This is a genomic window from Geminocystis sp. GBBB08, assembly GCF_016743215.1.
Taxonomy (GTDB): domain Bacteria; phylum Cyanobacteriota; class Cyanobacteriia; order Cyanobacteriales; family Cyanobacteriaceae; genus Geminocystis.
Genome location: NZ_VRZC01000006.1, coordinates 14,951 through 39,923, shown reverse-complemented (window position 1 = coordinate 39,923; position 24,973 = coordinate 14,951). Strand labels below are relative to the sequence as shown.

General features: G+C 33.8%; 23 protein-coding genes. 8 read left to right on the top strand and 15 right to left on the bottom strand.

Features of this window, described 5'->3' with window-relative positions; genetic code table 11:
• Window positions 1-144 precede the first annotated feature (144 nt).
• From FWJ34_RS01855 to FWJ34_RS01820, 8 genes are all read right to left on the bottom strand, one after another.
• Window positions 145-546, bottom strand: coding sequence for a biopolymer transporter ExbD (locus tag FWJ34_RS01855; protein WP_308253630.1), 402 nt, complete (start codon window positions 544-546; stop codon window positions 145-147).
• Entirely contained in the window at window positions 533-1,180 is a 648-nt protein-coding gene (locus tag FWJ34_RS01850) for a MotA/TolQ/ExbB proton channel family protein (RefSeq protein ID WP_308253629.1), read from the bottom strand. The genes FWJ34_RS01855 and FWJ34_RS01850 overlap by 14 nt, the downstream gene beginning before the upstream one ends.
• A gap of 400 nt (window positions 1,181-1,580) precedes the next feature.
• Window positions 1,581-2,552, bottom strand: a complete 972-nt coding sequence (locus FWJ34_RS01845; RefSeq protein WP_308253628.1) for an iron-siderophore ABC transporter substrate-binding protein — start codon at window positions 2,550-2,552, stop codon at window positions 1,581-1,583.
• 11 nt (window positions 2,553-2,563) lie between these two features.
• Entirely contained in the window at window positions 2,564-4,006 is a 1,443-nt protein-coding gene (locus tag FWJ34_RS01840; protein ID WP_308253627.1) for a TonB-dependent siderophore receptor, read from the bottom strand.
• A gap of 15 nt (window positions 4,007-4,021) precedes the next feature.
• Window positions 4,022-5,083, bottom strand: coding sequence for a TonB-dependent receptor plug domain-containing protein (locus tag FWJ34_RS01835; RefSeq protein ID WP_308253626.1), 1,062 nt, complete (start codon window positions 5,081-5,083; stop codon window positions 4,022-4,024).
• 164 nt (window positions 5,084-5,247) lie between these two features.
• Window positions 5,248-5,502 (bottom strand): hypothetical protein, encoded by a 255-nt coding sequence (locus tag FWJ34_RS01830; protein WP_308253625.1) that lies wholly within the window; start codon window positions 5,500-5,502, stop codon window positions 5,248-5,250.
• A 103-nt stretch (window positions 5,503-5,605) separates the two neighbouring features.
• The gene (locus FWJ34_RS01825) at window positions 5,606-5,986 is read right to left on the bottom strand and encodes a hypothetical protein (RefSeq protein ID WP_308253624.1); all 381 of its coding nucleotides are present in this window, start codon (window positions 5,984-5,986) and stop codon (window positions 5,606-5,608) included.
• Window positions 5,987-6,274: 288 nt separating this feature from the next.
• Entirely contained in the window at window positions 6,275-7,318 is a 1,044-nt protein-coding gene (locus tag FWJ34_RS01820) for a PstS family phosphate ABC transporter substrate-binding protein (protein ID WP_308253622.1), read from the bottom strand.
• A gap of 399 nt (window positions 7,319-7,717) precedes the next feature.
• Here FWJ34_RS01820 and pstS point away from each other — a divergent pair, with 399 nt between their 5' ends.
• The 6 genes from pstS to FWJ34_RS01790 all read left to right on the top strand — a co-directional run bounded on the left by pstS (window position 7,718) and on the right by FWJ34_RS01790 (window position 14,396).
• The gene (pstS, locus tag FWJ34_RS01815; RefSeq protein ID WP_308253640.1) at window positions 7,718-8,854 is read left to right on the top strand and encodes a phosphate ABC transporter substrate-binding protein PstS; all 1,137 of its coding nucleotides are present in this window, start codon (window positions 7,718-7,720) and stop codon (window positions 8,852-8,854) included.
• Between the two features lie 154 nt (window positions 8,855-9,008).
• Window positions 9,009-9,971, top strand: coding sequence for a phosphate ABC transporter permease subunit PstC (gene pstC / locus FWJ34_RS01810; protein ID WP_308253621.1), 963 nt, complete (start codon window positions 9,009-9,011; stop codon window positions 9,969-9,971).
• Window positions 9,972-10,322: 351 nt separating this feature from the next.
• Window positions 10,323-11,285 carry a phosphate ABC transporter permease subunit PstC gene (gene pstC / locus FWJ34_RS01805; protein ID WP_308253620.1) on the top strand — a complete coding sequence of 321 codons (963 nt, stop codon included), beginning with the start codon at window positions 10,323-10,325 and terminating at the stop codon, window positions 11,283-11,285.
• A gap of 57 nt (window positions 11,286-11,342) precedes the next feature.
• Window positions 11,343-12,227: a phosphate ABC transporter permease PstA gene (gene pstA / locus FWJ34_RS01800; RefSeq protein WP_308253619.1), complete on the top strand. Its 885-nt coding sequence runs from the start codon at window positions 11,343-11,345 to the stop codon at window positions 12,225-12,227.
• A 93-nt stretch (window positions 12,228-12,320) separates the two neighbouring features.
• Window positions 12,321-13,136, top strand: coding sequence for a phosphate ABC transporter ATP-binding protein PstB (gene pstB, locus FWJ34_RS01795; RefSeq protein WP_308253618.1), 816 nt, complete (start codon window positions 12,321-12,323; stop codon window positions 13,134-13,136).
• 105 nt (window positions 13,137-13,241) lie between these two features.
• Complete coding sequence (locus tag FWJ34_RS01790; RefSeq protein WP_308253617.1) at window positions 13,242-14,396, top strand: pyridoxal phosphate-dependent aminotransferase; 1,155 nt, start codon at window positions 13,242-13,244, stop codon at window positions 14,394-14,396.
• 150 nt (window positions 14,397-14,546) lie between these two features.
• On the opposite strand, the gene trpA is transcribed toward FWJ34_RS01790, so the two are convergent.
• From trpA to metK, 7 genes are all read right to left on the bottom strand, one after another.
• A complete protein-coding gene (trpA, locus tag FWJ34_RS01785) occupies window positions 14,547-15,374 on the bottom strand; it encodes a tryptophan synthase subunit alpha (protein ID WP_308253616.1) in 828 nt (275 codons plus the stop codon).
• Between the two features lie 73 nt (window positions 15,375-15,447).
• On the bottom strand, window positions 15,448-15,732 hold the full coding sequence (locus FWJ34_RS01780) for a DUF3007 family protein (protein ID WP_308253615.1): 285 nt from the start codon (window positions 15,730-15,732) through the stop codon (window positions 15,448-15,450).
• Between the two features lie 38 nt (window positions 15,733-15,770).
• On the bottom strand, window positions 15,771-16,025 hold the full coding sequence (gene ndhL, locus FWJ34_RS01775) for an NAD(P)H-quinone oxidoreductase subunit L (protein WP_308253614.1): 255 nt from the start codon (window positions 16,023-16,025) through the stop codon (window positions 15,771-15,773).
• Between the two features lie 73 nt (window positions 16,026-16,098).
• Entirely contained in the window at window positions 16,099-17,142 is a 1,044-nt protein-coding gene (locus tag FWJ34_RS01770) for an aromatic ring-hydroxylating dioxygenase subunit alpha (protein WP_308253613.1), read from the bottom strand.
• Between the two features lie 261 nt (window positions 17,143-17,403).
• Complete coding sequence (locus tag FWJ34_RS01765) at window positions 17,404-19,101, bottom strand: alpha/beta hydrolase (protein WP_308253611.1); 1,698 nt, start codon at window positions 19,099-19,101, stop codon at window positions 17,404-17,406.
• Between the two features lie 274 nt (window positions 19,102-19,375).
• Window positions 19,376-20,179 carry a carbon dioxide-concentrating mechanism protein gene (locus FWJ34_RS01760; protein ID WP_308253609.1) on the bottom strand — a complete coding sequence of 268 codons (804 nt, stop codon included), beginning with the start codon at window positions 20,177-20,179 and terminating at the stop codon, window positions 19,376-19,378.
• A 320-nt stretch (window positions 20,180-20,499) separates the two neighbouring features.
• The gene (gene metK / locus FWJ34_RS01755) at window positions 20,500-21,756 is read right to left on the bottom strand and encodes a methionine adenosyltransferase (protein WP_308253607.1); all 1,257 of its coding nucleotides are present in this window, start codon (window positions 21,754-21,756) and stop codon (window positions 20,500-20,502) included.
• Window positions 21,757-21,841: 85 nt separating this feature from the next.
• Here metK and FWJ34_RS01750 point away from each other — a divergent pair, with 85 nt between their 5' ends.
• The gene (locus tag FWJ34_RS01750) at window positions 21,842-22,441 is read left to right on the top strand and encodes a DUF1176 domain-containing protein (protein ID WP_308253605.1); all 600 of its coding nucleotides are present in this window, start codon (window positions 21,842-21,844) and stop codon (window positions 22,439-22,441) included.
• Between the two features lie 414 nt (window positions 22,442-22,855).
• Window positions 22,856-24,124: an efflux RND transporter periplasmic adaptor subunit gene (locus FWJ34_RS01745; protein ID WP_308253604.1), complete on the top strand. Its 1,269-nt coding sequence runs from the start codon at window positions 22,856-22,858 to the stop codon at window positions 24,122-24,124.
• Window positions 24,125-24,973 lie beyond the last annotated feature (849 nt).

Below are 24,973 nucleotides of genomic sequence, written 5' to 3'. Positions count from 1 at the left end.
GTTATAAATTCTTTATAGAACCCATTTGGTATCTTTTTTAGAAGAATTACATAGTAATGATTTGAGAATAAATGCTTTAATCTCGTCAAAACCTTTTGTTATTTCGGTTACAGATGTAAATATCAAATAGGTTCTATACCGGCTTTATTTTTTCTTTGCTGCAATCGCCAATCCTGCACCCTTTACCTGTCTCAATTGATCCATGACGGCGACAACAACGCCATGAGATACTTTTTCGTCGGCGTTAATAATTACCATTCCCTGCTGATTGTTAGGGATTAATTTTGTCACTGCACTCGGTAAACTATTGACTTGAACGGGTTGTTTATTTAAGAAAACCTTGCCATCGGCTTGAATGGTGACATTGATTTGGGCAACTTTTTGCGATTCAGTGGTTTTTGCCGAAGGTAAATTAACGGGTAATCCTTCTGATCGAATTAAAGAAACACTGGATATAATAAAGAATGCCAAAATCGAGAAAATAGCGTCAATCATTGGCACAAGATTAATTTCCCCTTGTACCTCTTCCCGTTCATCTATTTGCATATACTTTTTCTCCTTTTTCGTAGATACGACGATATAAAAGTTCTAATTGCCCTCCCCATTCTTGAATTAAAGCGATTTGACGGAGATAAAGAGAACGAAAAACATTAGCAAACATTAAAGTAGTGATCGCTACCACTATTCCCATAACTGTAGAAATTAAAGCCTCACTAATACCTCCAGTTACTCCAGTGGTGCTTGTGCCTCCTGTGTTACCTAAATCAAGGGATGCAAAGGATTGCATTAAACCTAATATTGTGCCTAATAACCCAAATAAAGGAGCAATAGTGATCACGGTTTGAAAAAAAGTGTTAAATCTTTTTAATAAAGGTAACTCTGCTTGAGTCGCTGTTTCTAACGCTAAACGAAACTCTGTTGCATTTGCTTGTTCTAATTCTAAGGCTTCTAAAAAAATACGAGCTGTAGGTAAATCAGCATTTTTTCTTAACTTGGCGATCGCAGTTACATAGTCAGAACGATAAATTTTCAAAACTTCTTTGATTAAAGGTTTTTCCCTTGATTTAATACGATTCCAAAACCAAAAACGCTCAATAACTAAAGCTACCGTCATTATTGAGAAAGCTACAAGAGGAATTGAGACAATACCCCCAGCGACTAAAAATTCATATGCCGACATTGATTCTAACATCGATTTTTCAAGTAATAGCAAATTTTTATTAATTATTCTAAGATTCTAAATATAGCAAAGTTTGATAACTAACGCAAATAAATATCAATAACTGTCATCAATTTTGGAACATTATCAGCAAACATAAAAATCTTAAGTTAGTTTAGGGAGTGAAAATTACAAAATTTTTGTGAATTAATTATATTAATTGAGTAGGAGAAAAAACAAATTATAATCCCATTTTAAAATTAATTAATGGGGATCAAACCTCGAAATTTCATTTACCATTAGGGAAAAATAATCCTGAAATATTTTGGACAATTTCTTTATTATCTCAACACTAACTGTACTTTTCTAAGTTTTATGTATCTTGAATTTACAGACAAATAGAGTATGTTTAGCCATAAATTTAAGGGATATTTACTAGATATTTTTCAATGTCATCAAGAATAGCATTTATAGCAAAAATATCTGAATTATGCCAGTGAAACCCCACTAAATAAACTTTATCGAGTTGAACCACATTGAGTTGATTCCATAGTATATTACGTCTTAATTTATCTAAAGTAGTTTGATCATCTTGTCTTTCCCAACTGACAAAAAAAAGAACATCACCATCAATATCCGAAATTCTTTCTAAGGAAATATTATCAATATAAAAATAATCTCCTTTCTGTGACTCAGGGTGCTCAAATCCAATATCTTTTAAAACAGAGCCAGAATAATGATTTTCTCCATAAGCCCAAATACCATACTCCGATGAAGTATTTGCTACAGAAATTTCCATCGAATTTACAGAATCACCAAGTTTTTCTTTAATTTCATTTACTCGTTTCCAATACTCATCCATTAATTGACTACTTATATCTTCTTTATCAAGTATTACAGCTAAATTATTTAAACGCTCTTTCCAAAAAGAAGGTGCTGACGGATAATCAGTCTTAATCATTACAGTGGGAGCAATGTGAGAAAGTTTACTATATATTTGTTTTAACTGAGTATAAGAAATAATCAAATCTGGTTTGATCTGTAAAATTTTTTCCAGATTTGGTGAATCAAACGCACCTACAGACTCTATTTCTGGTAGCTTATCCTCAAGATATTTAGGTGTGGGAAAACCAGTGAACTCAGTATGGGCGATCGGTATAACTCCTAAAGCAATACTATTGGCTAAATCATATGGGTGAAGGATTATAACTTTTTTAATATTTTTAGGAATACAAGTTTCTCCTAACTCATGTTTAATCACACGGCAATTTTTTTCTGGGGATTGAGATGGTAAAGAATTATTATTTTCTAAATTTTGGGGATTGCAACCACTAATAAATAGTATTGTTAACAAACTAAATAAATAGCGTGAAAAACAGAAAAAATTTTTCATTCAATCCTCCATTAAAATTGTACTGAAAATGAGCCAATAAGGCTAAAGGGTTGTCCTGGCTCAATCCCTGTCTGATTTCCCGTTACCGATTGAATGTAATCAACATTAGAAATATTTTTAAAGTTGAGAGCAAAACGGTAGTTGTCACGGCGATAAAAAATAGCTGCGTTACCAATGATATAGTCGCCTACTGTATAGCTGTTTGCTAAATCTCCATAACGATCACCAACATAATTAAAACCGGCGCCAAATCCTAATCCTTCTAAAGTTCCTGATTGAATTTCATAAGTCATCCACAAACTCGCCATATTATAGGGAACTCCAAACAAACGATTATTAACAAAATCGGGATCAGTATCCTGTGTTACTTTGGCATCTATGTAAGAGTAAGAACCGATAATATTCCAACCGGGTAAAATCTCACCGACAATATCAAATTCAATCCCTTGGCTTTGTTGTTCTCCTATGGCAGAAGAAAAGAGCAGATTGACAGGATCAGTAACCGCCACATTCTGCTTGGTAATATTAAAATATGTCAATGTTCCTAGTAATTTTTGGTCAAATAATTCTGTTTTGATTCCCACCTCGAATCCTTCTCCCCGTTCAGGTTTTAGGGGATTACCACTGGCTGTTGTGGCCGAGCTAGGATCGAAGGATTGAGAATAATTAGCAAAGAGACTGAGTTCTGGAATTAGGCGATACAACAAACCTATTCTTGGAGTCACAGCATCATTGCTTTGTTCCAATCTTCCTCCATCAACAAAACCAGTTTGCACATTCGTTGTGTCTTGACTCACGGTGTCATAACGTAATCCAGCAACCAAAATTAAGTTGTCGAAGAAGGAAATTTGATCTTGAAGATAAATACCTAAGCGACTAGAAGTATTCAGGGTGTTATTAAAAGGTAACAAATCAGCACGACTAGGTTTAGAAGCGAGATTGTAATCTGGATTAAAGATGTTGATGGAAGAAGGACCACCAAAGAGTGAGATAATTCTGTCCTCATTGTGATTCAGGTCAATCCCTGTCAATAATTCATGTTTAACTGATCCCGTTGCAAACTTGCCCACGACACTGGTGTTTAGGGAATATGATTGCTGTTCACCATCTTGATCCGCATAAAAACGGGTGACGGTAGGACCATCAACAGCAAGAGGAAGGGCAACAACGCTGTAGTTATAGTTATAGCTGAGATAACGAAAACCGTTTCGTACTTTCCAGTTATCATTAAAGCGATGTTCAAAGCTATACCCGGCACTAACATAATCCTTGTTGATTGTGTCATTGGGATCGTTAATCACTCGTGATCGAGGAATTGGTGCAACTCCTTTGCCAAATTGACTAATTCCAAAATCTGCAGGTCCTCTATCGTTGATATACTCAACGGAAAACTCCATATCAGTGCGATCATCAATTTTCAAAGCGATAACGGGAGCGATAGAATACCTCTCCATTGCTATGTCAAAGTCTCAGAAACTCCATTCATGTTTATACAACCCATTCAAGCGATACAAAAATTGACCATCACGACTTAAAGGACCAGAAAGATCAAAACGAGGACGTACTAATCCATAATTACCTAGTTGAAGTTCTATTTCTGCAAAAGGTTCATTTAAAGGTTTTTTCGACACCAGATTAATCATTCCACCGGGTTGAATTTGTCCGTACAAAATCGAAGATGGTCCTTTAAGCACTTCAACTTGTTCAAGGTTTGCAACCTCTGGAATGGGATCAAAACTCCCGTAAACTCTGTATCCATCCCTTAAAACTGGAACAGAAGTCCCTAAAGGATTACCAAATCCTCGAATATTGAAGTTAGCCGAGCGTCCTTGAGAAGTACTTTGAGAAACCACACTACTAACATTCTGTAAAACCTCCTGAATATTGGTTGCTTGTTGCGATCTAATTACCTGTTGAGGTACAACTTGCACAGAAAAAGGAGTTTCAATAATAGGTGTATCAGTTCGTGTTCCCGTTGAAGCATTAGGAACAAAATATCCTCGTGATTGTTGTGCTTCTTGAGTTGCGATAATCTCAATTTGTGTCTGGGATGTTGCTGTATCTCCAGCCGTCAAACCCAAGACTAAATTAATTTCAGAGGGGATAACCTGAGCAGTGGGGATTCCCGTTTTACTCGTTACCGTAATCCTGATAGCGTCCGAATCAAGGGACGTTGCTCTAATTTCAGTGATGTTGTTACTGGGGTTTTCTACCCTAAACTCCTCCGTTAAAACTGCATCTAAAACGTCAATAACTAGGGTATTTTCTTGAGTGTAGATTAATGGCTGTAAACTGGTGGGGGTATCTGTTTCAAGGATAATTTGTAATCCTTTTTCCGATGATTCTACCCTAATGCCCCTAATTTGTGTTAGATTTTGACTTAAAAGTAACTCTGCTTTTTGAGAAATAGCTTCAATATCACTTAACCTAAGTACTTTATTTTCCAATTCCTCACTTTGAGCAGGAGTAGCCATAAAAGCCATCATTAAGCCCGATAGTAAAAAATGTTGAGAAAACTGATCTAATTTCATCTAGCTATAACTCCTCACAATAATTGAACAGTATTAAGAAAAATTCTTAATTAGACTGACAGTGTTTTTATGATAAGGAATTGACGCTTTAAATTGAGACGCTAGACGGATTTTTTTTAATAACGGTAGAGGGATTGTTATGATAGGCAAATAATGGGCAATCCTTAAAAGCGAATATCTTGCCATAATTGAGCATGACAAAAGTTTCTCAAATGTTTAACATTTTTGGTTGCAATGACAACATATCTACCCCTCCATCTTTCTTGTAAAAGCTGGTAAGTTGAACAAATAATAATATCTGCATCTAAACTTTTATTATCTGCGGTTGGTATTCCTGTGTTTCTAGTTTTTGCCCAGTTTATTGCCGCTAAGTCTAAAACAGTTTCATCAATAGGTAAAAATTCTAGCCATTTTTTCAATTCATTTAAGTTGTTTAATTCCTCATTCGATTATAAATCTTTTGCCCCCTTGATCCCCCAATTTTGGGGTAAGAACAAAACAACTCCCCATACTTGGGCTAAATCATACTGAGGACTCTTTCTCCACTTCTTCTATGTTTATTAACCACGATCGATCGCCCTCTTTCAAACTACTTTGATACTCAACAAACTCCCTTAAATCCTCGTCATTGAGGGGGTTTGTTTTACCTAAATTACTCTTTGGACTTAACTGATAATACCATATTTTCTTAGTGGCAGTTTCCCCAAATAGTTGTAAGGGTTTCTTCTCAAAAAATAACACTACTGTTTTAACTCTTGTTTTTGCCTTATCCTTATCATATTCTCCCTTCTCGTTTCTGGGTACTGCCCAACTTGACCAACGATACTCCCTATCAATGATAAAATTATATTCTTCCCCTTCAAACTCTGCAATCCTGTCTAGTTTAATGGAAAGGTCGATCACGAAATGGCGAACGATCAAGCTTGGCAAGAAGGAATAAAATTAAATTTTTATCACAATCCTTCTAAAGCCGGTATCTGTTTTGCTAATTCCTTCAATTTGTACTCGTCTTACCACTGCTAAAACTGATCATATATGTTATGTACTTCCAGATGAACCCAAATCTTGATAACGAGAAAATTCCTCCTCTTCCCTTTTCTTCCGCCTCCTCCCCCTCTTGCTTTCATCAATTTTCTGATGTCGTCATTTGGTATTGTTAAACCTCTCCTTTTTTTCTACTATTTGTATCAATTAGAATACATAGCCTTCTTTATTTTCCGCAGCATAACTTCTATTTAATAATTCGTTAATGGTAACATCAAAAACAGGTACACCATTAAATACTGTGCCAACTTGGTTTTGATTAAAATGAATCATGGCTACTTTATAAGCCGAATCTGGTAAAGGTAAATATCCCACTTCATGAACTACTTTAGACGCATTCTCAAGATAGAAAGCAACAAAATTGACTAAATCATCATTTTCTTGGGCTTTTTTAGCATTTACATAAATAAATAAAGGGCGAGTTAATGGGCGATAGGAATTATCAATAATTGTGGCATCAGAAGGTATTACTCCCCCCTTGCCGTTATCGATCGCTACGACTTGTAATTTGTCTTTGTGTTCCATATAATAAGCATAACCAAAATAGCCAAGAGAGTTAGGATCTTGTGCTACACCATTAACTAATGCTTCATCATCTTCACTATAAACATAATCTTTTCTACTACCTTTTTCGCCGATAATCGCCTTCGTAAAGTATTCAAATGTACCAGAATCTTCACCCGGACCAAATAGATTAAGGGGTTTATCCGCCCATTGACTATTAACTTGATTCCAACGGGTGATTTTATGTTCTGCCGATGGTTGCCACATGGTTTTCAATTCTTCTACTGTGATGGTTTTTGCCCAATCATTGGTAGGGTGAATAACAACAGTTAAGGCATCAAAAGCAACGGGTAATTCGATATAAGCAATACCGTTTTGTTTGCATTCATCCATAAAACGTTGAGGAATAGGTACAGATGAATTATTAATATCGGTTTTGCCTTCACAAAATTTTTTAAATCCGCCTACAGAGCCTGAAAATTCTGATTCTACTTCAATATTGTTTTTATTAGAAGCATTAAATTTTTCAACAATTAAGTTAGTAATAGGATAAACAGTACTAGAACCATCTACTTTTATATTTCCTGATAATTCAGATTTTGTTCCATTACAGCCCGATAATATAGCTGATAAAATAAAAGCAGAAAACAAAATTTTGTAAGGAGATAGTGAGAGATTATTTATCATAAATCGCCAGTTAATATTTTTTAATAAAACCTTTATGTACATTATAGTAATTCTTAATTAGTTGTCATATTAAATTAGCTCTAATCTTTATAATTGTAAAGAATAATATTTGATCATTTTTACCACCATGAAAGACTGCTATGTCATTTTTTTATTGATATTTTTGCAAAGAAATTATAGATTAACTAAAGAGAAAATTCCTTAATTTATTCTTAACCTTTTTTCATTTTGAGTTTTAAAAATATCCATATTTCTTATTTCTTATCTTACAATATTTGCCAAAAAGAACCTAAATATTTTACAAAATTTTAAGGTCTTAACCTTCTCTTTACCTAAAAAAAGTCAATACTATATTAATATAAAAACTTGAACAGTATAAAAGGAAAAAATTAAGAAAATATCGTGTTTAAAAGAAACAATAGATTAATTAGATCTTTATCAATACTAACTTTTGCCTTAAGTTTAACGGCTTGTGGAGGCGGTGGTGGGACAACTACCACTCCCGAAAAAACTCCTGAAGGAGGAGAAACCAGTAGTTTGAATGTTCCTTTTGAAAATACCGTTAGTTTAACGGGTGCTGGTGCTAGTTTTCCGGCCCCTTTATATCAAAATTGGTTTGTAGCACTAAACCAAAAAGTACCTAAATTACAGGTAAATTATCAGTCTGTGGGTAGTGGTGCAGGAGTTGAACAATTTACTGCCGGTACCATCGATTTTGGTGCTAGTGACACTGCCATGAAAGATGATGAAATAGCAAAAGTTAGTAAGGGTTTTTTAATGTTACCTGTTACCGCCGGTTCCATCGTTTTTGCTTATAATTTACCCGGGGTGGAAGGTTTAAAGTTAAGTAGAGAAACCTATGTCGAGATTGCTTTAGGAAAAATAACTAAGTGGAATGATCCTAAAATTGTGGCTGATAAACCTGATTTAACTTTACCCGATAAACCCATCACTTTTGTACATCGTTCCGATGGTAGTGGCACAACTGGGGTATTTACCAAACATTTAGCCTCTATTAGTGAAGATTGGAAAAAGAAAGTAGGAGAGGGTAAAACTGTTCAATGGGGACCAGATGGAGGAAAATTCCTTGGTGGCAAAGGTAATGAGGGGGTCACGGCTACCATTATGCAAAATCAGGGAGCTATTGGCTATGTCGAATATGGTTATGCTAAAAATAATAAATTAACTATGGCTGCCATTCAAAATAAAGCCGGTCAATTTATTCCTCCTACCGATGAGGCGGCTTCAGAAACTTTAGCTAACGTAGAGTTACCGGAAAATTTACGCGCTTTTATTACCGATCCTGAAGGAGAAAAATCTTATCCGATTGTTACCTATAGCTGGATTTTAGCTTTTCCTAAATACGATGATCCCCATAAAGCGATCGCCATGGAAGCGATGATTCAATATGCTTTAACAGAAGGTCAAAAAGTCGCTCCAGCATTGGGTTATGTACCTTTACCAGCCAATGTTGTCGAAAAAGTAGCAAAAGTAGCTGATCAAATTAGTCCAGATTTCACCATCAAGGTTAACTAAAATTTAACTATCATAGTCTAGGCTAGTTCCAAAATATAAAAGATTAAATAGATTTTTCCTCCTGAGGATTAAAGGATAAACTACATCTAATAAACAAACAACAATAATAGCTTTTAAAATTCTTTTGATACTCAATAAAGTATAACTAAGTAAAATGGCACAGTCCTATTTTTCTAATACAGATAATCTAAAGATGGGAGAAAGATCTCCTTTAGAAAAAATTTTAGATAATGGTTTTAAATGGTTTACCTTTGCCTTTGCTCTTAGCATTGGTCTAATTTTAATTAACATAGCACTTATTGTTATCGTTGCCGCTTTTCCTGGTATTAGAGAATTTAATTTTGGCTTTTTTACTAATAGTAATTGGAATCCTGTTACCGATGAATATGGAGTGATAGCTGTAGTTTACGGGACGATCGTCTCTTCCTTAATTGCTCTTCTCATTGCTATGCATTTGGTAGTAGGTGCGGCGGTGTTTTTAAGTGAAGACTTTATTCCCGAACAAATTCGCATAGTTTTAGTGTTTTTAGTAGAATTATTAGCGGCAATTCCTAGCGTAGTTTACGGATTATGGGGTATTTTTGTCTTAATACCTATTACTAATGTTTTTGGAACTTGGCTTCATAGTAATTTTGGTTGGTTTCCTTTGTTCAGTAGTGAACCGGCCGGAGCGGGAATGTTACCTGCTGGAATACTTTTATCTATCATGATTTTACCAATTATTATTGCCATTTCCCGAGACTCTTTAGCTTCATTACCCCCTGATTTACGTCAAGCATCTTTAGCATTGGGGGCTACCCGTTGGGAAACTATTTTTCGAGTTTTAATTCCTAGTGCGATTTCTGGCATTATGGGCAGTGTTATGTTAGGGTTAGGTCGTGCTATGGGTGAAACGGTGGCAGCAACAATGATTATCGGAAATGCTAACCGTTTAAGTATTTCTATACTAGATCCTGCTAATACCATTGCTTCCTTGATGGCTAACCAATTCTCGGAAGCTACTGGGTTACAAATTTCAGCATTAATGTATGCTGGTTTAATTTTGATGATTTTAACCTTAATTGTCAATATTCTCGCAGAATATATCGTTCATAAAGTTAAAGCCAAATATGAATAAATTAATGGATTAAAACAATCAAGTAATAGGTTACATTCTTTTACCACAAAACGTAATTACAACGGTGGCTAAAGTAGCCGATAAAATTAGTCCAGATTTTACGATAACTGTTAACTAGAATTTAACCTTGATGGTCTAAATTTATAGAAAGTAATTAAGACACTGAGAAAGGAAAACTGAAAATTAACTATTTTTAAATTTTAAGATTGAATTTCCTTCAGGTAGTAACATTATTAATGTTAAGATGGTAACAATTACTACAAAAATTAGATTAAAACGAAAAAATCAAAAGTTAATGGTTAATTATTAATTATTTAGTGGTGTTCTTATTAATAAAAAGATAACTAAAAAATGACACAATCCGATTATTCTAATACAGATAAGATAATGATGGGAGAGAGATCTCCTTTAGAAAAGACTTTCGATCAGGGTTTCAGGTGGTTAACCCTTGGTTTTGCCATAAGTATCGGTTTAATTCTAATTAGTATAGCGGTTATTATTGCCGTTGGTGCTTTTCCGGCTATTAAACAATTTAATTTTAGTTTTTTTACTAACAGTAATTGGAATCCCGTTACCGATGAATATGGTGTTATAGCGGTAATTTATGGTACAATTGTTAGTTCTTTAATTTCCCTTATTATTGCCATTCCTTTAGGAGTAGGTGCTGCGGTTTTTTTGAGTGAAGATTTTATTCCTGAACAAATCCGCACAGTTTTAGTTTTTTTAGTAGAATTATTAGCGGCAATTCCTAGCGTAGTTTATGGACTTTGGGGTATTTTTGTTTTAATTCCAATTACTACTGTCTTTGGTACTTGGTTAAATCAGAATTTTGGTTGGTTTCCTCTGTTTAGTAGTCCGCCAGCAGGACCGGGTATGTTACCGGCAGGGATAGTTTTATCCATCATGATTTTACCGATTATTATTGCCATTTCTCGTGATTCTTTAGCTTCTTTACCCCCTGATTTACGTCAAGCCTCTTTAGGATTAGGGGCAACTCGTTGGGAAACCATTTTTCGAGTTTTAATTCCCGCTGCTATTTCCGGTATTATGGGCGGTGTCATGTTAGCTTTAGGTCGTGCTATGGGTGAAACTATGGCTGCAACTATGATTATTGGTAACTCAAACCGTTTAAGTATTTCTATACTAGATCCTGCTAATACCATCGCCTCTCTAATTGCCAACCAATTCGCAGAAGCCAGTGGTTTACAAATTTCAGCTTTAATGTATGCTGGTTTAGTTTTAATGCTTTTAACTTTAATTGTCAATATTCTTGCTGAATATATCGTTAATCAAGTTAAAGCAAAATACGAATAACAATGAACAATGAATAATTATTATATCTGTATTTATATTTATTAAAAATTAGTTTATATGATTACTACTACGATCGGCAGTTTAAAAAAGAATTCCTCCAGTCCTAGAGTTATACTAGGAACGGTGATGACGGGATTAAGTGGTTTATGTATGATCTTAACTTTAATCCCTTTAATAGCAGTACTTTTCTTTGTCTTTGTACAAGGTTTTAGTCGCCTTGATACTGATTTATTTACCCAATTACCGCCTCCTCCTGGTTTAGATGAAGGGGGTTTAGCCAATGCTATTATCGGTACTCTTGTCGTGGTTGGAATAGCAGTAGTAATTGCGGTACCTGTAGGAGTTTTAGCTGCCGTTTATCTCTCAGAATTTAGTCACGGCAATAAGTTTGCCACCAGTATTCGGTTCGCTACTAACGTCCTTAGCGGTGTTCCCTCTATTATTGCAGGGATTTTTGCTTTCGGTTTATTAGTATCTAGTGGTATTGTTGGATTTTCTGCCATCGCTGGAGGTGTTGCTTTAGCGGTATTGATGTTACCGACTATTATTCGTACCACCGATGAGGCTTTAAAAATTGTACCTCAAGAAATTCGTTGGGCTGCCCTAGGAGTTGGTGCTTATAACTATCAAACGGTTTTAAAAATCGTCCTTCCCGCCGCTTTACCTGGTATCGTAACTGGTATTACTTTGGCGATCGCCAGAGCTGCTGGAGAAACTGCACCTTTAATTTTTACCGCATTATTCTCAAACTTTTGGCCTAATATTTCCCCTCAAGGATTAGCCGAGCCCATCGCTACGTTATCGGTATTAGTTTATAACTTTGCGATTTTACCTTTTAAACCCCAACAAGAATTAGCTTGGGCAGGGTCATTGATTTTGGTATTATTAGTATTAGGTACGAGTATTTTAGCTCGTTTAGCTACCCGTAGAAAAGTTTATTAAGTAAACTGAAAATATTTGTATTAAAAAAAACAAGTGAACGAGCAAACTAAAAAAAATTATTAATTAAATAAATAAATAAATAAAAGAGAAAAAATGCAAGAGTCACTAAGGAATGATGAAGAATTGTTAAGGCAATCAGTAATAGAATTAATGGATGTCGATATATTTTATGGTACTTATAAAGCCGTTAAAGAAGTAAATCTCAACATTCCTAAAAACAAAATTACTGCTTTTATTGGACCTTCTGGATGTGGGAAAAGTACAATTTTAAGGTGTTTAAACCGCTTAAATGACTTAATTAGTTCTTTTAAACTCAAAGGTAGAGTTACCTATCACGGACAGGATTTATACGCTAAAGATATTGATCCTGTTGAAGTAAGAAAACGTATAGGTATGGTGTTTCAAAGACCTAATCCTTTCCCAAAAACTATTTATGATAATGTTGCCTATGGTGCCAGAGTTAATGGCTATAAAGGTGATTTAGACGAGTTAGTGGAAACTTCTTTACGCCGTGCCGCTTTATGGGATGAAGTTAAAGATAAATTAGGGGAAAGCGGTTTTTCGTTATCTGGGGGACAACAACAACGATTATGTATTGCTCGTACTGTTGCTGCCCAACCAGAAGTAGTCTTAATGGATGAACCTTGTTCTGCTCTTGATCCTATTTCTACTTTAAAGATAGAAGAATTAATGCAAGAACTTAAGGAAAATTATACCATTGTTATTGTTACTCATAATATGCAACAAGCCACTAGAGTTGCGGATATGACTGCCTTTTTTAACGCCGAAGCAGTGGGTAATAAAGGTAATAAAGTCGGTTATTTGGTTGAATTTGATCAAACTGAAAAAATCTTTAGTAATCCTGAAGAACAATCCACAAAAGATTATGTTAGTGGTAGATTTGGTTAATAATTAGGAATTGTATCCAAAATTTTTCGGATGAATTATAAGCCCGTTAATCTATTTTCTTAGTCTTTTTCGGTTTAAGCTTATCGTGGATATTTATTTCAAAATATGCGTACTAATGCCATTCAATTACCACTAATTCCTATCATTAATGAATTAATCAAAAATAATCCCGATACTATTTCCTTAGGGCAAGGAGTTGTTTTTTATCCTCCTCCTCCTGAAGCCTTTAATCAGATTAACAATTTTCTGGAAAATCCTTTAAATAATTTATATCAATCAGTTCAAGGAATACCTCTTTTATTAGCACAAATAAAGGAAAAATTAGCAGTAGATAATCATATTTTAGTTGATGATCAATTATCAATTTTTGTTACCGCTGGTTCTAATATGGCTTTCATGAATGCAATTTTAGCTATTACTAATCCTGAAGACGAAATTATTATTTTATCTCCCTATTATTTCAATCATGAAATGGCGATTAGATTGGCAAATTGTACACCCATAATTGTAGAAACAGATGATCAATATCAACCAAATATTAATAAAATTGTTAGTGCTATCACTTCAAAAACTAAAGCGATTGTGACTATTTCTCCTAATAATCCCACAGGTGTTGTTTATTCTAAAAATGATTTATTAATGATTAATCATATTTGTGGAGAAAAAGGTATTTATCATATCAGTGATGAGGCTTATGAATACTTTATTTATAATCAGGTTAAACATTATTCACCAGCTTCTTTTGCTAATAGTTATAAACATACAATTTCTTTATTTAGTTTATCGAAAGCCTACGGTTTTGCTAGTAGTCGTATTGGTTATATGGTAATTCCTCAACATTTAGAAATGGGAGTCAAAAAAATTCAAGATACTATTTTAATATGCCCCCCGGTAATTTCTCAATATATCGCATTAGGAGCCTTAAAAATAGGCATTAATTATTGTCAAAAATATTTATTAGAAATTAATAAAGTACGAAAAATAATGTTAAGTTCCTTAGAGCAAATTAGTGAAATTTGTCAAGTAAGTCAATCTGATGGAGCGTTTTATTTTTTCCTAAAAATTAATACTAAAATGAATTCTTTTGATTTAGCTAAAAAACTAATAGAAAATCATCGAGTAGCTGTTATACCCGGTACAACTTTTGGTGTCGAAAATGATTGCTATTTAAGAGTTGCTTATGGTTCATTAAACTATGAAACAGCATCCATCGGAATCCATAGATTAATTGAAGGTTTATCAAAAAAATTTAGAATTTAGAATCAAGAAATTTGCTCATTGCACTTAAGATATTTTTTTTTGAATTCTTGTTTCTTGGGGTTTAAATCCCTTGCCACACCTAACACCCAACACTGCGGCACCTTTACACCACCGAAAATTTGATACCTCTTGATGGTTGGGAATTAGAAATTAAGCGGTAAAGATGTCTATTCCTCGTTGCTCATTATTTATCGCTTCTCTTAGGTTATGACACAATTTTTCAACTTCTTTTAAGCCTTCTTCTCGGTTATTATTTGCCAATTTTTTCACAAAGGCACTACCCACAATTACGCCATCTGCACCCCATTGTTTCATTTGTATTGCTTGGTTCGGTTCAGAAATACCAAAACCTACCCCTATGGGTTTCTCCGTGACGCTTTTTAACTTACTAATTAAATCTTCTACTCGACTTTCTACTTGCGATCGCATACCAGTAACACCAGTGACACTAACTAAATAAATGAAACCCTGAGATTTTTCGGCAATATGCTTAATTCTATCTATAGGAGAAGTTGGTGCAACTAATAAAGTCACTTCAATACCAAATTTCTCCGCTATTTCTAAGAAACTTTCGGCTTCCTCTAAGGGTAAATCAGGTACAACTAAACCCTTAACCCCAACATCAGCAATGGTTTTCAGGAAATTTTCTACCCCTCGATAAAAAATAGGATTGTAGTAAGTAAATAAAATAATGGGGATGCTAATTTCATCTTGAAGATTTTTGACAATTTCTAGCACATCATTTAAACATACCCCATTTTTTAAAGCACGAGTAGCTGCTGCTTGAATTACAGGACCATCCGCAAGAGGATCAGAATAAGGCACACCTAATTCAATCATATCGGCACCATTATGGGCTAAAATTTTAATAGCTTTAACAGTTGTTTGTAAATCAGGATCTCCAGCTGTTATAAAAGGAATTAAAGCACATTTATTTTTGTCTTTTAATTGTTTAAATCTTTCAGAAATTGATGTCATTTTTTAATAGTTAATAATTAATAGTTAATGATCAAAGTAATTCATAACTGTTCATTCCTAATTCCTTGTTCCCCTAATTTTTCATCAACTTCTCTATCTCTTCAGGAGACATTTTTTCTAATTGTTTAGCAAAAAAAGCGTCATCATAATCTTTTACTTGTTGATGATAAGTCATATTATTAGTAAAAACTCGGAATAAATAAGTTGATACCCAACCAATTAAACCTAACACTAAAACTCCCTGACTCCAAATACCGGCTTGAGTCGAATCAACTCCTAAAAATTTAAAAACAACATAGACTAAACCCCCTAAAAAAAACACTCCTAAAGCAATGAAAATAGCATCTATTCTTCTCATAATTAAGTCCTAATTATCTTCTTATTTAAGCTTTTTTCTTATTCAGTTAATTCTCGGCGATGAGGACGAAAATTTAAAAATGGACTTAATAATATCATGCCCGGAAAAGAAAAGAACACCATAAAATACATAAATCCTCTTTCAAAAGAACTCGCTACATACCATCTTTTATTCAGATAAAAATAAACCCCACCCGGAAGTGCTAATAAATATAAACCACTAAGACTTAAATATAAAATAGCGGTGATAATGGTTTCTAAGTCAATATTTTCAATGTTTAATAAGTTTTCCATAATTATTGCTGATTTTCGTCTCACTTTTCTCTACTTCTTTAAGTTACTATATCTCAATTTTTGGCTTAATTAATTATTTATCCTTTACTTGATCTAAAATTAATTGTTGTACTTTGGCGATCGCCGGATTTAATTCATAAGTACGTCCAAGTCGATTAGTTAAAAATGCTTCTTGTTCTTGTTTAATCATCGCCACATCTTGACGCACTAAACCATCTAATAATCCTTTAGCCGCACCAAAAAGACTATTTTTCACCAAGCGACGAAAAGTAACCGGTAACTTATGTAAACGCCAAAAAGCCTCTAAAGATGTAAAATGAACTAAATAAGCCTTCGTGGTAGTTTCATTTATCGGACAAAAAAGGCAGTAAATTTTAAAATCCTTACCTAATGTAGAACTCCAATGAGGATAACCATAGCTTACTATCAAAGGTTCAGGATGTAAACGGCGTAAAGCAGGAAAAAATAACTGAGAAATTGACCAAATTTTATCAATACGATAGTAACTTTGAGCTTCATATAACACATCCACCCGATGATCATTAATGGTAATTTCTTTTAAGGAAGCCGAAGCCCATGCCTGATAATTGTCATGTAAATGCCCATGATACATATCCATCAAATTTTCAATAAGATAAGAAAAATGACCAGGACAATCAATAGTAGTCATACTACCGATATAGTTTAAATGCTCCCATTCAGGTAATCCCATCGGTGAAATTTTCTTCCTATCACCATCCCCCGGAAATAACCAAATAAAACCATCAAATTCTTTGACAGGATAACGTCTTAACTGACAATTAGGTAACTTTTGTTTCTCCGTTAAATAAGGTACAAAAGAGCATTTTCCCTCACCATCAAATCGCCAACCATGATAAGCACATTCAAGATCATTATCAACTACTTGACCATCACTTAATTTTACCAAACGATGGGGACAGCAATCCTCTAAAGCCTGAATTTCACCTTTTTCATTACGGAAAAGTACGATATTTTCATGCCATAAAGTAACACCCAAAGGCTTATTTTTTACTTCAGAGCTACTAGCTACCACATACCAGTGATTAAGATTTATACCGCAAGTGCGTATATTTGGTTTAACGTCTAATTGTCCCATCAATAATAAGAATAAGTAATAAATAAGTAGGTAAGTAAAATTTATTGTGGATTTTATTTTTCCCAAGCCCTTGACAACAAGAGGTAACAAGGGGCTCCCATCTCCTCATCTCCTCATCTCCTCATCTCCTCATCTCCTCATCTCCTCATCTCCTCATCTCCTCATCTCCTCATCTCCTCATCTCCTCATCTCCTCATCTCCTCATCTCCTCATCTCCTCATCTCCTCATCCCTCTTGAAACGGGCATCTTGCCTCTAATTCCTAATTTTTGGAAACCCGAATACCAAAGATGAGATCTTGATTATCTCTGATAAATTGCTCAACTTTTTCTCGCAAAAGAGGTACAGATTTATGAGTGATAATATGGGTTTTAAATTCCTGCCCTTCACTTAAATGTTTCCCATAGGCAGATTGTAGATAAACTCGATAATTTTCATCATTGCTTAAATGTACTTTGAAAAAAGCCAAAGCCATCGAATTAGTATATTCATCTAATAGATAAGGTGAAGGTAAAGTTAAATTACCCACAGTTTCCACTAAATCAGTGATACCAGCATCTAACTGAGAAAAATCAACGTGTGCTTGGCCCTCTTGTAGTTGAAAATAAGTATTTTGACTTTTGAGAAAGGGAAAAGTTCGAACTTGTTCAAAAATAAAGGGAGTAGCTGGATCGTAACTACCGGCCCCAAAAAAAGTGGGTATTTCTACCTCATTTAACCCATTTACCCCAAAAAGAGAAGCATTAACGGGATTAAACGTAAATGCCGCTTTTACTCTGGGATCTCGAAAATCATAATCTTTTCTAGGTAATTGTAAAGCTCGACATTGTAACAAAAGAGAATTATTTAAGTTGCCGATTGCTAGGTTACAACTATTTTCAAGGTGTTCAAAATCAATTTTAGCCCCCGCTACCGCCAAAGCCGTATAACCCCCAAAAGAATGCCCAGCAACTCCCACACTATTTAAGTTTAAATTCCCCCCAAATTGACTACCATTTAAACGGGTTAATTCATCTAATAAAAAAGTAACATCTTTTGGTCGATCAATAAATTCATTAAGGAGGAAAATTTGACGAGAAAATCCAGCTATGAAATCTTGTGTTTGACGAAGATCACTACCCGGATGTTGAGGCATTGCCACTACATAACCATAGGAAGCCAAATGACTAGCAATTTTAGCAAAATCTTCAGGACGAGAGCTTAAACCGTGAGATAATACAATAACAGGATTATTCGGAGTTAATTGTTGAGGTTGATATAACTCTACATAAAATTTTCGATTTCTTTGGGAATCAAATAAATTTAAAGTACTATTCTTAATCGGTAAAGTTCCGGGTTTTCTAATGTCCGTTAATTGGTTAAAATCAACAGGAGCACTAGACTTCGTTTCTATAGTGGCTAAATTTACTATTTCAGAATTAAATAACTCACTACCTTTAAAAACTAAATTAATTTGATTACTATATCTCAATACTTGGGAAATGTTAACTTGAACATCTACGGATAAATTTCGTAGTACATTAATTAAAGTTAAACCATCTTTTTCCATAGAGGCTTTGACTAATGCACCTCTGAGAATATGTTTGCCATTACGCCCCCCTCTAATGTTAATTACTGAACCAAAATAATTAAGTAAGCGTTCACCTTCATCTGTATTTAAAATACGAGAAATTAATACAGGATCTACTATGACAGGAGTAGTTAAAGCCCTTCTAAACTCTGCGGTTTGTTCTTGATTAACCCTTGCCAAATTAAGATAAAAACCTAAGTTTTGATTAATAGTACCATCTTTAGCAAATTGTTCCAAAGAATTTACTCGTAAATTGGCAATAAACGGAGTATAAACAAACAGAATATTCTCAGCAGCATAAACTTTTTTAATATCTAAAGCACCTAAACTAAGAATACTTAAAGTTAAAGCTGTGAGTTTACGATGAAAATAACCCTGAGTCAAGCTCATAAAAATCAAGTTAATATTTATTTTTAGTAATTAAATTAATCTTAGTTCAGAGTGCAAAATTATATCATTTTTGTTTAACTCAGAGGTATAAGATTGAAGGTTTCAATTATATTTCAATACCTAGGTTGATTTGAAGAATAAAACCACCTGAGTTCGATAAAAAAATTCTTGAGGTTAATAGTTGCAGGTTGCAGGTTTTTATTAAAAGGTTTTAGGTTTTAGAATTAATTTGATACCTAACACCTAACACCTAAAATCTAATTGCGTAGTTTTTTTATTCATCTTGTAGCGGTAATTCTAAATTTGACTCTAATTCCGCTTTTTGTTGTACTTTTTCTCTAGTTTCAAAAGTTAAAGGTACTTTCTCCAATTCAGGTAAAGCCACTAATTTACGACGTTTTTGAGTCCGTTGTTGAGTTGTAAAGATTGGTAAAGGTTGTTCTTTTGATTGTTCATCTAACCAATAATTAGCAACAGGTAAAGTATGTTCTAAATCTTCTAATAAACGAGGAATAATCATCACCGCATTTAATTCCCCTATTCTTTCCGCTTCTACCATTCCTGCTTCAATGGCTACAGCTACATTCGCTACCGATCCTCTGATAATAGCCGTACATAAACCAGCACCTATAGTTTCGTAGGAGGCTAATTGTACATCCGCAGATTTTAACATCGCATCTGCCGCCCCTACCATAGCGGGAAATCCTTTGGTTTCAATTAAACCAATAGATCTATTACTTAATCTACTATAACCTCGTTTTTGTTGTGCTTCTACCACCAAACGACTACCAATAGGAAATATTGCCTCTAAATTAGGCATCGGACGAGCAATCACTAATTTTGTGTGTAATTGCCCTATTTGTTCTGCCATTTTTGCTCCTTCTTCCACCGCTAAACGTACATCTGCGATATTACCTCTTACAACTGCTGTACAATGACCAGCACCGATTTTTTCATAACCAACCAACAAAACTTCTGCCGACTTAAGCATCATGTCAGCAGTACCAACAATTGCGGGAAAACTTAATGTAGAAACTAAACCGAGGGCGCTATCGGGACTAATCTGCCTATGTCTCATGAATGATATTGAGAATAATTATATATTCTCTTTATATGTAGAACAAAACTCAAAACTCTTTCTTATAATCTAATCATACATTAATAATGAAGAATTTAGAATTTAGAATTTAGAATTTAGAATTTAGAATTTAGAATTTAGAATTTAGAATTTAGAATTTAGAATTTAGAATTTAGAATTTAGAATTTAGAATGAGGCAATGATGAATTAGAAATTAGGAGAAATAAAATTATCAACTATTCACCCCATCACTATTTACTATTTATTACCTAATCACTATTACTTATTACTTATTACCTCCTCTTCCGCCTCTAAAGGAATTAGGCGATCGCCAAAGTTTTACTTATAGAATCAAGGAGTAAAGCGGCTTTATCCGTTTTTTCCCAAGGTAAATCTAAGTCAGTGCGTCCAAAATGTCCATAAGCAGCAACATCTTGATAAAAACGACCATTTCTTTGGGAAGGAAGAGAACACAAGTTAAACATTTGAATAATTCCCGCCGGGCGTAAGTCAAAATGTGCCTTAACTAAAGGTAAGAGTTTTTCTTCAGGAACGGTGCTAGTACCAAAAGTTTCTATAAAAATACTAACAGGTTGAGCAACACCGATGGCATAGCTGACTTGTACTTCGCACTTACTAGCTAAACCAGCCGCAACAATATTTTTAGCTACATAACGAGCGGCATAAGAAGCGCTACGATCGACTTTAGTGGGATCTTTACCAGAAAAAGCACCACCACCGTGACGAGAATAACCGCCGTAGGTATCAATAATAATTTTACGTCCTGTTAAACCAGAATCACCTTGAGGACCACCGATGACAAATTTACCTGTAGGATTGAGTAAAAAACGAGTTTGATCACTAGGTTTAAGTTGTAAATCGTGGAATACCGGATCAACTACTACCTCTTGAACCGCTTCTCTAAGGGTTGCTTGAATAGCTTTATTATCTGTAATATTACCAATAGTAGGAGCGTGTTGAGTTGAAACTAAAATAGTATCAATTCCCACTGGTCTATCATTTTCATAAGCAATGGTAACTTGGGTTTTACCATCGGGGCCTAAATAGGGTAACTCTCCTGATTTTCTGACTACCGCTAAACGTCTGGCGATGCGGTGAGCTAAACTGATGGTTAAAGGCATTAATTCGGGAGTCTCATTACAAGCAAATCCAAACATGATACCTTGATCTCCTGCCCCAATTTGATCAAGTTCATCGTCACTAAGATTTTCTCGTTGTTCTTGTGCTTGATTAACCCCTTGAGCAATATCCGCTGATTGTTCGTCCAAAGCTACTAAAACTGAGCAACTCTCCGCAGAGAAACCGTTACTAGCATCATTATAACCAATATCAGCAATTTTTTTACGAGCTAAATCAATATAATTGACCTGTGCTTTTGATGACATTTCCCCAGTAATTAATACTAAACCAGTATTAACAACTACTTCTGCCGCCACTCGACTATATTGATCTTGAGTTAACAAGGCATCTAAAATAGTATCAGAGATTTGGTCACAAATTTTGTCCGGATGCCCCTCTGTAACGGACTCGGACGTAAATAAATAGTTACGACTCAATTCTTTTTTACCTCAATGATTTTGGATCTAATCTTACATGATCTAAGTTAATATTGCCATAGAGCAAACTATTAAAAAAATCTTCTTGACAACTAAATTGTCTAATTTTTCTTTCAAAATTATTAATTTTATTGTTTATGGGTTAATAATCAGTCTTTTTAGCTGTCAAAAACTCGTTAAAAAATCTGAACAATTAGCTATTATAACTCCAGAAAAAAAACAAAAAATAATTAATAAGATTTACGCTCAACAAAAAACTTTAAATTTATGTAATCAAGAACGAGATAAAGCATTATCAAAAGACTCAGCTAATATATATCTCTTAAATAAGCAACAATATTTAGTAGAAATTTTATGTTTTTTAGGTGCTTATCAAAATAATTATCAATATCTTTTATTAAATAACCTATCTTCAGAAATTAAAATAATTGATTTTGTTACTTTTGACAGTAATAGTGATAAATTAAGGTTAACAAATACTAATATTTTAAATGGTACAGCAGAATTTGATTCTCTTAGTCAAACTTTAATTCTCGAAACCAAAACAAGAAGTTTAGGGGATTGTGGTAGTTTTGTGAAATATCAATGGCAAAATTCAGCATTTGTCTTAAAAGAATATCGTCATAAACCTAATTGTGATCAAGTTTTTATTCCTCCTGAAAATTATCCTCTTATTTACCCCTAGAAAAACCATTTTTTGCTCATTTTTTCCATAAGTGAGTGAGTAAAATTAATCGATGCCCTTTATTTTTCTCAAAGCTATAGTAACAATCAGTAACAATAAATAACAATAAGTAACAAAGAGTTTAAACTAAGATCTTGCATGACTTACATTAATACTTAATAGTTAAAGGTGAGCAAATCAATTCTCTTATGGTTAATGCCAATTCTTATACTCCTTACTCATTACTCCCTCTTACCAGTCAATTTGTGGGTAGGTGCAAGATTTGAGTTAAACCCCTTGCCTTGCATTCCTACTATACAATTAATTTTGCATAAATACTTATAAACTGAGTTTGATTTCTTAGTACAAAAGTTCACATGGTAGAATAAAATAAAATTTTTGTAAAGAAATCTTGATCTTATTTAAGTTTAAATTATGATACAAATTAATACTATTGCGAAATACGGATTTTTATTTTTATTACTACTGCCTTTATCGGGCTGTTTTTGGGAAAAGAAAACAGAAGCACAAGAAGAAAAACCCATAACTCAAACTTCTCTTTCTCCATCAGTAGATGTCATTAAAGTTACAAGGGGAGTATTAACTCAACCCAGAGAATATATTGGTACAACAGAACCTATTAAAGAAATTATATTACGATCTCAAGCCCAAGGGCAAATATTAAATTTTAAAGTAGATATAGGGGATAAAGTTACCCAAGGACAAGTGATAGCTCAATTAGATGATACTCTTTTAAAGGCGGCATTATCTAAAGCTGAAGCAGAATTGGTTTCTCTTAACTCCGCAGTGATAGAGGCTCAAGCTGATGTTATTTCCGCTCAAGCTGAGGTAAAATCAAATCAAGTACGTTTAGCTCAGTTAGAAGTTGATGCTAGGAGATTAGAAGAATTATACAACGAAGGAGCGATCGCCAAAAGAGATGTAGAGTTAGCCATAACAGAAGCAAAAACGGCGAAACAATCGGTAAAAGCCTCAGAATCTCAGGTAAATGTTAAAAAAGCGGCGGTAGAAACCGCAAAAGGGAGAATTATTAGTCAAAAAGCTGCCATTGAAGAGGAGAAAAAACGGCTAATTTTTACCCAAATAAAAGCACCAAGTAGCGGTTATGTATTAGAGATATTAAAAGAGCAAGGTAATTTGATTCAACCCGGAGGAGAAATTATTAAAATAGGAGATTTTAGCCAAGTAAAAGTAAATGTTGCTGTATCAGAATTAGAGTTAGAAAAGTTAAAATTAGGCAAAACAGTTAACGTTAATTTAGATGCTTTTCCTGAACAAAAATTCACAGGCATAATTAAGAGAATATCCCCCGCGGCTGAAAGAGATTCACGACAAATTCCTCTAGAAATTTTATTAAATAATCAAGAGCAAAAAATTAATAGTGGTTTATTAGCTAGGGTAAGATTTAGTAATAATGAAACTCCACCTATTTTGATTCCTGAATCAGCTTTAAAAATTGGTAATCCTAGAGAAACAAAACTATCAAATACCGTCTTTCTTTTAGATAATATTAATGGTAATGAACAAGTAATTACTAGAAAAATTACCTTAGGAGAAAATAAAAATGGTAGAGTTGAAATATTAGCAGGATTAAATCCAGATGATCGTTTAATCGTCAGAAGTACTGGTAAAATAGAAAATGGACAAAAAGTAAGATTAAGTGCAATTTCGACTATTAACTGAAATCATAAGTAGGTAAAAAATGTTAGGGTGTTAGGGTATTAGGGGTAATGGGGGATTTTTTACTTCCCGATATCAGGTAATAATAATAAATCTTGAAATAATCAATTTATGATAGTAATAAATAGTAATAAGTTGGTAGCTGGTGTACCACCATTATCCTCAAAAATCCGAATGGTAAAGTTATCTGTTGTTGGGGCGGAGTTATTGAAAGCATAGATTCCCCACCAGTTAATTTGAGTAATAGTATTACTATCCGAAGTTAAAGAGAAATTGTCAACTGCTCGAGTCGTAGTATTAAAGTCACTTTGATAACCACTTGCTAAATTAGGATTACCATTATTAAAAATGGTGATGGCTTGAACTGAATTTACATCTACAGTTAAGGCGAGGTTAGTTAAAGTTGCAAGGGAAAGAGCTAAAGATAAGTTTTGCTTACCCCCCCCGATTTTGATATAAGTTTTGGTGATGTCACTTTTTACTTTGAATTGGTAATTTTTTTATAATTGTACTTTTCGAGAGCAGAATTATCCAGTTTTTTTGATAAAGTTTTGATAAATTAAGTTATGGCAATAATTAAGTATAAATACGCACAACCTAATTTTTAACCGTCAATTAAAGAAGATTCTACCGTTTCTTCAACATTAAGCTAAAAAGTTAACATTTGTTACAGTAAATTTTCTTTAGTTAAGTAATGGACTTTTTTTCTGTTAAAATTATACTCAAATAAGTAAAAAACATTAAATCAAGTTTAATAAAATTGAGATAAAAAATAAGTATATATACTCATAAAAATAGCAAAGTTTATGAAAATTAATATCTCAAAAATGAAGGATAAATTATTGATGATGT